This window comes from Paenibacillus zanthoxyli JH29 (assembly GCF_000520715.1).
GTDB lineage: Bacteria > Bacillota > Bacilli > Paenibacillales > Paenibacillaceae > Paenibacillus_AQ > Paenibacillus_AQ zanthoxyli.
On sequence record NZ_ASSD01000587.1, the window covers coordinates 1 to 9,629 of the forward strand.

At 51.3% G+C, this 9,629-nt stretch carries 7 protein-coding genes; 4 read left to right on the forward strand and 3 right to left on the reverse strand.

Features of this window, described 5'->3' with window-relative positions; translation table 11 throughout:
* Both L691_RS0122800 and gtfA read right to left on the reverse strand, forming a co-directional pair.
* Window positions 1–504 (reverse strand): LacI family DNA-binding transcriptional regulator (locus L691_RS0122800; protein ID WP_025692606.1); only part of this gene is annotated, 504 nt, incomplete at its 3' end.
* Window positions 505–601: 97 nt separating this feature from the next.
* Window positions 602–2,056 (reverse strand): sucrose phosphorylase, encoded by a 1,455-nt coding sequence (gene gtfA, locus L691_RS0122805; protein WP_025692607.1) that lies wholly within the window; start codon window positions 2,054–2,056, stop codon window positions 602–604.
* A gap of 266 nt (window positions 2,057–2,322) precedes the next feature.
* On the opposite strand from gtfA, the gene L691_RS30850 reads away from it, so the two are divergent.
* The 3 genes from L691_RS30850 to L691_RS0122820 all read left to right on the forward strand — a co-directional run bounded on the left by L691_RS30850 (window position 2,323) and on the right by L691_RS0122820 (window position 6,991).
* Window positions 2,323–5,328 (forward strand): ABC transporter substrate binding protein, encoded by a 3,006-nt coding sequence (locus L691_RS30850; protein ID WP_025692608.1) that lies wholly within the window; start codon window positions 2,323–2,325, stop codon window positions 5,326–5,328.
* Between the two features lie 109 nt (window positions 5,329–5,437).
* The gene (locus tag L691_RS0122815) at window positions 5,438–6,055 is read left to right on the forward strand and encodes a hypothetical protein (protein ID WP_025692609.1); all 618 of its coding nucleotides are present in this window, start codon (window positions 5,438–5,440) and stop codon (window positions 6,053–6,055) included.
* A gap of 15 nt (window positions 6,056–6,070) precedes the next feature.
* The gene (locus L691_RS0122820; RefSeq protein ID WP_025692610.1) at window positions 6,071–6,991 is read left to right on the forward strand and encodes an HD-GYP domain-containing protein; all 921 of its coding nucleotides are present in this window, start codon (window positions 6,071–6,073) and stop codon (window positions 6,989–6,991) included.
* Between the two features lie 97 nt (window positions 6,992–7,088).
* Here L691_RS0122820 and L691_RS0122825 read toward each other — a convergent pair whose 3' ends face one another.
* Complete coding sequence (locus L691_RS0122825; RefSeq protein WP_025692611.1) at window positions 7,089–7,775, reverse strand: Crp/Fnr family transcriptional regulator; 687 nt, start codon at window positions 7,773–7,775, stop codon at window positions 7,089–7,091.
* A gap of 145 nt (window positions 7,776–7,920) precedes the next feature.
* Between L691_RS0122825 and hcp the strand changes: the two genes are divergently transcribed.
* Window positions 7,921–9,576, forward strand: a complete 1,656-nt coding sequence (gene hcp / locus L691_RS0122830; RefSeq protein ID WP_025692612.1) for a hydroxylamine reductase — start codon at window positions 7,921–7,923, stop codon at window positions 9,574–9,576.
* Window positions 9,577–9,629: the final 53 nt, after the last annotated feature.

Consider the following 9,629-nt stretch of genomic DNA (forward strand, 5'->3'; position numbering starts at 1 on the left):
GGCGAGCAGCGTTGTTGCCAGTTCCCCGCCCCTATAGTTATCGGAGCAAATATAGGGAATTTCGGCGCTGATCCGCCGGTCGAACGTGACCACGGGCAGGTGAATCTGGCGGTAGTCTTCCACCTCCAGGGTATGACTGCCCAGAATGATGCCATCGACACGGCTGGAGCGCAGCATATCGATGTATTCCGCTTCCTTCTTCCTGTTCAAATGGGAATTGCACAGCAGCAGCCTGTACCCGTTCAGATAGGCGTGCTCCTCAATGTGGCTGATTAATTCGCCGAAAAAGGGATGAGCCGCATGGGGAACGATCAGTCCGATAATATTCGACTTGGAGCGGCTGAGCGAGCGGGCCAGGTCATTGGGCCGATAGTTGAGCTGCTCCATGGCGCTGTATACTTTTTTCTTCAACTCTTCGCTCAAGTATCCCCTGTTATTCAGCACACGGGATACGGTGGTAACCGAGACCCCGGCCTTTAACGCGACGTCTTTAATCGTGGGCATACAATCGCTCCTGTCCCGGGCTCCTGTAGAGGGAGCGCGCTTTACCGCCGCAGGCGGTGGCACGCGTCCCGCAGGAGCATGTTTTTAAAGAATGATATCACACTCCAGCCAGCAGGGTCTCTTCGCCGGAGTGTTCATCCGTGTAATGCACCGTGAACTCCCGTGTCGCAAGATCGGCGGACAGTGTGGCGCGGAGCGGTCCATTCGTCCAGATTAATTCTAATTTGGAACCGCCTCCGTTGTCTACTACTGTCAAATTACCGTCAAAAGCGGCGTAGCTGTTGCGGAATTTCATCAGCGCGAACAGCCGTTTCAGTACGGGACGATCCAGATTTTCTTCGACTTCTTTCTTCGAATAATAATGGCGGTTGATGTTGCGTCCGACCTTCGTTTGCTCCAGCAGCTCGATATCATTTTTGCCGGCCAATAGCCCGACATAATAGACCTGCGGTATGCCGGGAGCAAAGAACTGAATGGCCCGGGCCAGCACATAGGCGTCGTCATCGTCGCCCAGGGCCGAATAGTAGGTGCAGTTGAGCTGGTAGATATCCAGGTTGTTGTAAGCCATCGTATTGTAGACCCGCTTCACATTGGCACCCTGTGAGAATAGGTTGTTCTTCGTTTCCTCGATTTCCTCGGGGGTCATCAGGTCGGCGGCGTCGACAACGCCAATGCCGTCATGCGTATCCAGCGTGGTGAACTGTTTGCGCGGGCAAATGTTCAGCCAGTGAGTCAGCCGTTCCGGCTTCCCGCTGTACAGCGCATGCAGCACAAGCATCGGCAGCGCGAAGTCGTACACCCAATATCCCTTGTCCGCAAGTTTCAGCTGGATGCTGTAATGCTCATGTATTTCGGGAAGCAGCTCCGTTCCGTATGGCTCCAGAATGGCTTTGACCTCATCAAGCATTTCCCAGGTGTCAGGCTCAATAAAGAAGCAGCTTGTGCCCGGCTTTTTGGTAGCGTATGCAAAGGCGTCCAGACGGATAATGGAAGCGCCCCGTTCGGCCAGACCCTGAAGCTGTTCCTTCACGAACTTTTTCGTCGTTTCCGAATACAGATTAAGGTCGATCTGCTCCTCGTCGAAGGTGCACCAGATTTTCTCGGTTGTTCCATCGGCAAAGGTTACATCAATGTATGGCGCTCTTGGCTTGCGCTTGTAAATCGCGTCAACGTCTTCCTGCGTCGGCTCGCCTCCCGGCCAGAAGTCCTTGTAACGGATAAACAAATCGCGATAAGGGGAATTGTCCTTGTTCTCCTGAAAGTCCTTGAAATAGGCCGAGCTGCGGGAAATATGGTTAATCATGAAATCGTACATCAGATAGAAATCGTTTGCAATCTTGGCGACATCATTCCAGGTTCCAAATTCGGGATCGACTTCCTCATAAGTAAGCGGGGCGAATCCGCGGTCGGCGGAGGAGGGATAAAAGGGCAGAATGTGAACGCCTCCAACAATATCCTTAAAATGAGCGGAAAGCAGTTCGGCGGTCTCCTGCAGGTTTTTGCCAAGGCTGTCGGCGTACGTGATCAGCATAATCTCATTTTTAATAGTCAATTTGATCGGCTCCTCATCTACTTGAAAATGGTGAATTAATCGAGTAAGGGACTAGAAGATATATTCAGTATAAAAGCGGTTACATTGTATGTCAATCGGTTAGCATATAAAACTTCACAAAAAATAAAGGTGGTCATTTATAATATCCAACTTTCTTCCGACATATAAAAGGAGGTATAAATTAGGCCGCGAATTAATAGTAATGTCGAAATTTCCCGTTTGCTCCTGCGAGCATGATGATGGGCATTGAGGAGTGGGTTATTCATATGGGAACAAGGATGGCTTATTCCAAAAAAAGGCGAATGTGGAGTGTATTATGGCTGCTTCTGCTCTTCGCACTGATTTGCCAGCCTGCAGAGGTCAAGGCCGTTGAAGCTAACACTCCCCAGCAGAACGTACTGATCCTGCATTCCTATCATAAAGGATTCTCTTGGACGGATGACCAGAACAACGGTATTGAAGAGCGGCTGAAGAGCTCGAAGGTTCCTCCTGTCATTTATACGGAATACCTGGACTGGAAAAGGTATCCGAGTGCAGAAAATCTGCAGCGCTTTTACGAATTGATCAAAGGCAAATACGTAAAATTACATATCGACGCTATTATAACGACGGATGACCGCGCGTTCGATTTTGCAGCCAAGAACCGAAAAGAGCTGTTAAGCGACGCGCCTATTATTTTCAGCGGCATAAATGAGATCGGTTATGATCGAATCAAGGACCAGAAGAACATCAGTGGCGTCATCGAGAATATTGACCCTTCCGAAACGATAAAAATGGCGCTTTACATTAATCCCTCCATCCGAAATGTCTACCTGGTGTATGATAACTCGGAGAGCGGCTTGTCTACGGCCCAATTAGTCATAAAGAAACTGAATTCGATGAACCTTGGCCTGAAGCTCCACAGCATGAACCAAATGTCAAAAGAAGAAATTGAGCGGACCGTATCGTCGCTTTCCTCCGACAGCATCCTGCTGGCGACAACCTTTTATAGCGATGTTACCGGCAAAGTTACCGAGCTTGACCGGTTTTCAAGCGAAATTGCGTCCATCAGTACGGTCCCGCTTTACTACATGTATGAATACGGACTCAATCACGGCGCATTCGGCGGAAACCTGCTCAGCGGGAAGCTTCTGGGGGAGAAAGCCGCGAATGTGGCGCTGCGCGTCCTTCACGGAGAAAGTCCGGATAGCATTCCCGTCTCTTACGCCGGCACGAGCCGCAATGTGTTTGACTACAACCAATTGCAGCACTTCCATATTAAGGTGAAGGACCTCCCTCCGGGCAGCGAGGTGATTAACAAGCCGTTCTCTTTTTACGAGACGTATCGAAGCCTTGTGCTTATCCTTATCGCGGTGTTCTCCGTGCTGATTATATTCATCGGTGTGCTGCTGTTCCATGTCTCGGTGGTCAGAGGTATCCGGAAACAGTTGATGGAGAGCAACGAGAGATTCAGTCTGGCGGCGTATGGCGCCGATGCGGTAATCTGGGATCTTGACATGATGACGAATACCTATTACTTCTCGGACAGATGGTATGAGCTTCTGGGCTACGAAATCGGGGAGCTGGACGAGTTCTATGTCGGCTGGAAAGGGATTATTCATCCCGATGATCTCGAACAGGAGGACCGGCAGCGGAGAGAGCATCTATCCGGACAGTCTGCATACTATTACAGCGAATACCGTATACGGACGAAATCAGGGGAATATAAGTGGTTTCAGGCCAGGGGCAAGGTGCTGCAGAACGAGCAGGGCGGCTATGTCCGGTTTGCCGGCTCGATGACGGATGTTACGGATCTTAAAGGATACGAGAGCAAGCTTCAGATAAGCTACCAGGAATTGGAGTCGACCTATGAGGAATTGACCGCCCTGCAGGATGAACTGCTGGAGCAGTACAACAAGGTGGTCGAGAACCAGACGCTGCTTCAGGCCAGCGAGGAGAAGCACCGGCTTCTCGCTTATCACGACGAGCTTAGCGGACTGCCGAACCGGTTGTCCCTAACAGAGGAACTGAAGGAGTATATCGAAGAGAATGAGGGCGGCCAGGCCGCGCTGTACTTTTTGGACATCGATAATTTCAAATATATTAATGATACGATGGGGCATACCCTTGGGGACCGGCTGCTTATGCTGGCCGGAGAGAGGCTGCTGGAGATAGCCCAGGGCCAGAGCAGGCATTACCGGTTCGGCGGAGACGAGTTCGTTATTCTGCTGAAAAACATGGAGCGGCCGGAGCAGACTGTTTTTTTCGCTGAGGCGCTGATTCAAAGCTTCAAAGAGCCGTTCCAGCTCGGCGACAGCACCGTGCATGTCTCCATCAGCGTCGGCATTGCCCAGTATCCGCGGGACGGCAAGAACGCCGAGGAGCTGCTGAAGAACGCCGATATTGCCATGTACAAGGCCAAACAAGCGGGCAAAGGAACGTACGTCCTGTATGGACAGAATATGCAGCAGCATTTTGACGAACGGATGATCATTGAGAAGCATTTGAGAGGAGCCATCCATAATAACGAGCTCTCCCTGCATTACCAGCCCAAGGTGAATCTGCATACGGGAGATCTCTGGGGGTTCGAAGCGCTGATTCGGTGGAACAGCCCGGTTCTGGGATTTGTCTCGCCCCTCTCCTTTATTCGGATTGCGGAAGACTGCCGCCTAATTGTCCCGATCGGGGAATGGGTTCTGCAGAGAGCCTGCCTTTTTCTTGCAGGACTTCACCGTCAGGGCCGGGGCCCTTATCATATTTCGGTCAATATTTCGGTGATCCAGCTGCTGCTTGAGGATTTTTCGGATACCGTGCTGAAGATTTTGCGTGAAACGGGGCTTGACCCCCGGTATTTGGAACTGGAGATTACGGAGTCCATTTTTATGGAATCTTTTGAGGAAATCAGCGCCAAGCTGGAGTTTTTGAAGAAATGGGGGATCGGGATTGCCCTTGATGATTTCGGGACAGGCTACTCTTCCCTCAGCTATTTGAAGCAGCTGCCAATTACTACGCTCAAAATCGACAAATCGTTTATCGACAGCATTCTTGAGGAGAAGAGCAGCATGCCGCTGGCAGGCTCCATAGTCGCAATCGGTCATGATATGGGTCTAAGCGTCACCGCGGAAGGAGTCGAAACGGAGGAACAGCTGGATTTTCTGAAGAGGATGAGCTGCGACAAGGTTCAGGGCTACTACATCAGCCGGCCGATTCCCGAGAGTCAGGTTCAGTCCTGGATTCGGGAGTATAAACAAGGGGAATTGACTGCCGAAGAACCCAAGAGAAAATCCAAATAATTAAAGGAAATCCCGATACATTTTGCACATCGGATTAAACTAGTAAACGGCTATAATCGATACTATAATGAAAATGAAATCGAATCCAAACTCAGAGAGGAAAGTAAACATGCTCAAAAAGCTACTGACCACCGGATCGCTCCTCATGCTGGCGATATTTCTGTTCAGCGGTGCGGTCTTTGCCTCGCCGGTGGCGGACAACCTCACCAAGGAACAGCAAGAAGCACTAAAAATTATCGCCAAAGCCAACAAACAAATCGACAACAAGATTGAAACAGCAGTGGCTAAGGCAGATAAGCTTCAAGAAGATTATTTACGGGATATTAAGCGGATTGAGCAGGGCCAGGCCGCGGCGAAGCTGAACGCCAAGCTGGATCAGAAGGACGCAGAAGCAGCAGCCGAGGTTGCGAAAATACAGGCCGCTTCCGATGAACTTATCAATCAATTATTTACCCCGGAAAGCCGAGATTCGGCAGCCGTTGAGACGAAGTTGAACGAACTGAACGCAAAAGTCTCTCCTAAAGACGCGTTGATTGCCGCACGTACTAAGATTTATACCAATGAGCTCGACAAGCTGATCACGGATTTATATAACGACACCTTGGAAATTGCAGACGCAGCCATCGCCGAGGCCGCCCAATTGGGAGTTGCCGCCGAGCGTTCCTGGAAACTAGTGAAGATCGCCGATCGTGAGGTTTGGATTGATCCGATAGCAGTAGAGTTATAAGAGAGGAATGAAATTATGAAGGGCCTGAACTTGGGAAGGGAAGGAGACAGCATCGCGCAAGAACATCAATTATCCTCTGACCACCTCCTATTGGCGAGAGGTGACGGCTCGGAAATAATTTTGCAGACTATTAAGCAAGACAAACAATTCTATCTTTATCCCGGCGAAGAAGCTGACACCATGGAGTTCTTCTACATACTTGAAGGCAAGTGCAGCTATAAGGCTGACAATGAGAACATCCTCCTCAGTCAAGGGGATTATTTTTATACTCATTATCTGCAGGAAGCGGTATATTTCAGCACCCTTACCGAGCTGAAGCTGTTGTGGTACACAACGAAGCCTGCGTTTCATCTCATCAGCCATCGCATCAGGAAGCTGGAGGATGTTCTCAAGCAAGTAGAAGAAAAGGATAACTATACTTACCAGCATAGCGGGCGAGTGCAGAAATACTGCCTAATGTTGGCCAGAATGCTTCGAATGCCAAAGGATCAGCTTGAAGACTTATACTTTGCGGCTGCATTTCATGATGTCGGCAAAATTCATACTCCGGAAGAAGTTCTGAACAAGCCTGATTACTTGACAGCTGAAGAGTTTGAAATTGTAAAACGGCATTGTTATGATGGGTACTTCATGGTTAAGGATTTATATTACAACAATATCTGCCTAATCATCTTGCAGCATCATGAGCGATTGGACGGTTCCGGCTATCCTTACGGGATTAAGGAAGAAGAAATCCTGCTGGAGGCCAAAATTATCAGTATTGCCGATACCTTTGACGCCATGACCTCCGATCGGCCTTACCGTAAGGGCCTTCCACCCGAGATCGCCATGGACGAGCTTAAACGGTTGTCGGGAATCCACTATGACGCCGAATTGGTCCAGCTGTTTGAACAAGCGTTAATCGCAGACCGAGTGCTGCAGCCCGAAGAGAAATGACCTTCCTTATAAAGGGGTCATTTTTTTATTTCGATCGCATAATCGGCAAATTGCTGCGGCGTACTGTATATCCATTCGTAGGTGCGCCCCCGCCGTCTTATTCCTCCCGCTCCATGAAGTCCTCCAGTTTCTTCCGGTCCAGTAGCGTAACCGTATTTCCTTTGAACGCAATCCAGCCATTATCGCGCAGCAGGCCCATTTCCCGGGACAGCGAAGGGCGCGCGGCATTCAGATGCTCGGCCCATACCTTGCGGCTGAAAGGCAGCCGGATCGTGTCCGTACCCTGCCGGTCCGCCTGCCTCAGCAAAACATGCACAACCCGGCGGCGCAGCGACCCGGCCGACAGGATTTCAAGCTTGCGGTTGACCATGACGAGCCGCTCAGACAGATTCTCCATATACCCGGACAGCATGTCGGTATCAGCCGCGAATAGCCGCAGCAGCTCCTGCTTGCCGATGAACATCACGGTGCTGCGCCCCGCAGAAATAATGGTGGCCGGATATACATTCTCCCTCCGGAACAGCACCGCTTCCCCAAAGGTCTGCCCCTTTTTCAGCCTAGCGATGGTTATGCCGCCTCCGCCGGGATGAATTTTGTGAACCTCCACCACTCCGGAGAGCACAATCCCCAGCCGGTCGGCGGTCTCGCCTTCGCTGATAATCATTTCCGACTTGCTGCAGTCCCGGACGGTATAGCGCATCGTCTCCAGCATCGCGTCAAGCTCCTCTATACTTTTTCCGCGGAAAAATAGACAGGTCTGCAGCACGTCAGGCTCTGGCTTCATGGAATTCCCCCAATTTTTAAAATAATTTTAGATAAACGGTAACATCCGTTACCGATTGTTCGACGTCAGTCTACTACAATCGGTAGTAACAAGTAAAGACACAGATGGCAGACGGATGAAAATGAATAAAAGGAGCGATTATTCAATGAGCAATATGTTTTGTTTTCAGTGCCAAGAGGCGGCCAAAGGAACGGGGTGCACGATTCAAGGGGTCTGCGGTAAGACGAGCGATGTCGCCAATCTGCAGGATCTTCTGCTGTACACGGTGAAGGGCATCTCCATTTATTCGGTAAAGGCCCGTGAGCTTGGAGTGACCGACAGCGCATCGGAACAGTTCATTATTAAGAGCCTGTTCGCGACGATCACCAACGCCAATTTTGACCGTGACGGATTTATTGCCAGAGTCAGAGAAGGGATTGTCATTCGTGACAGCTGGAAAAAGCGGCTGGCCGGCTCGCTTGCGGACGTTCCGCTCGCAGGTCATGATGCTGGGCTCTGGACGCCGGGTACGGATGAAGTGCTGGAAGCCAAGGCGGCGGCTGTTGGCGTACTTGCAACCGAGAACGAAGACGTTCGCTCCCTGCGCGAGCTGCTCACCTACGGCCTGAAAGGGATGGCTGCTTATATGGAGCATGCTGCGGTGCTGGGCTATGATGAAGCAAGCGCGCAAGCTTTCCTTGAACGCGGACTTGCCGCCACGTTAAACGATGAGCTGACGGCGGACGAGCTGGTCGCTCTCGTTATGGAATGTGGCAAGTACGGCGTTGATGTGATGGCGCTGCTGGACCGTGCCAATACGGAAACGTATGGCAACCCGGAAATTACGAAGGTGAACATCGGCGTCGGCGACCGCCCGGGCATTCTCATCAGCGGGCATGACCTGAAGGACATGGAAGAGCTGCTGAAGCAGACGGAGGGAACGGGAGTCGACGTATACACGCACAGCGAAATGCTACCTGCCCATTACTACCCTGCTTTCAAAAAATACAGCCATTTTGTCGGCAACTACGGCAACGCCTGGTGGAAGCAAAATGAGGAATTTGCAAGCTTTAACGGCCCGATCCTGATGACGACCAACTGCGTTGTACCGCCGAAGGACAGTTACAAGGACCGGCTGTACACGACAGGCAACACGGGCTATACCGGCATCAAGCATATCGCTGACGGCGTGGACGGCGCTCCAAAGGACTTCTCCGTCATCATTGAGCAGGCGAAGACTTGCGCGCCTCCGACCGGAATCGAAAGCGGCGAAATTGTCGGCGGCTTTGCTCATGCGGCCGTAATGGGAGTAGCCGACCAGGTGGTCGATGCGGTGAAGACCGGCGCGATCAAGCGCTTCTTCGTAATGGCCGGCTGCGACGGACGGATGAAGAGCCGGAATTACTATACCGATTTCGCTCAGGCGCTTCCAAGCGATACCGTGATCCTGACGGCGGGCTGCGCCAAGTACAAGTACAACAAGCTCGATCTTGGCGACATCGGCGGCATTCCGCGCGTACTGGACGCGGGTCAGTGCAATGATTCCTACTCGCTGGCCGTGATCGCGCTGAAGCTGAAGGAAGTATTCGGTCTGGAGGATATCAACGACCTGCCGATTTCCTACAATATTGCCTGGTATGAGCAAAAAGCGGTGATCGTGCTGCTGGCGCTGCTCTACCTGGGCGTTAAAAACATCCACCTCGGCCCGACGCTCCCGGCCTTCCTGTCCCCTAATGTGGCGAAGGTATTGGTCGACACGTTCGGCATCGGCGGCATCTCGACAGTGGACGAAGATATGGAGCGCTTCCTGTCTGTCGTATAAACGTCAAAGCTATAAGCGAGCGGACACTAGATCTAACAATAAACAGGCCAGCC

Bases quoted from the DNA above. Each gene is read 5' to 3' on its own strand.
- L691_RS30850 (WP_025692608.1), top strand. From the start codon at position 2,323: ATGGGAACAAGGATGGCTTATTCCAAAAAAAGGCGAATGTGGAGTGTA.
- L691_RS0122815 (WP_025692609.1), top strand. From the start codon at position 5,438: ATGCTCAAAAAGCTACTGACCACCGGATCGCTCCTCATGCTGGCGATA.
- L691_RS0122820 (WP_025692610.1), top strand. From the start codon at position 6,071: ATGAAGGGCCTGAACTTGGGAAGGGAAGGAGACAGCATCGCGCAAGAA.
- L691_RS0122825 (WP_025692611.1), bottom strand. From the start codon at position 7,775: ATGAAGCCAGAGCCTGACGTGCTGCAGACCTGTCTATTTTTCCGCGGA.
- hcp (WP_025692612.1), top strand. From the start codon at position 7,921: ATGAGCAATATGTTTTGTTTTCAGTGCCAAGAGGCGGCCAAAGGAACG.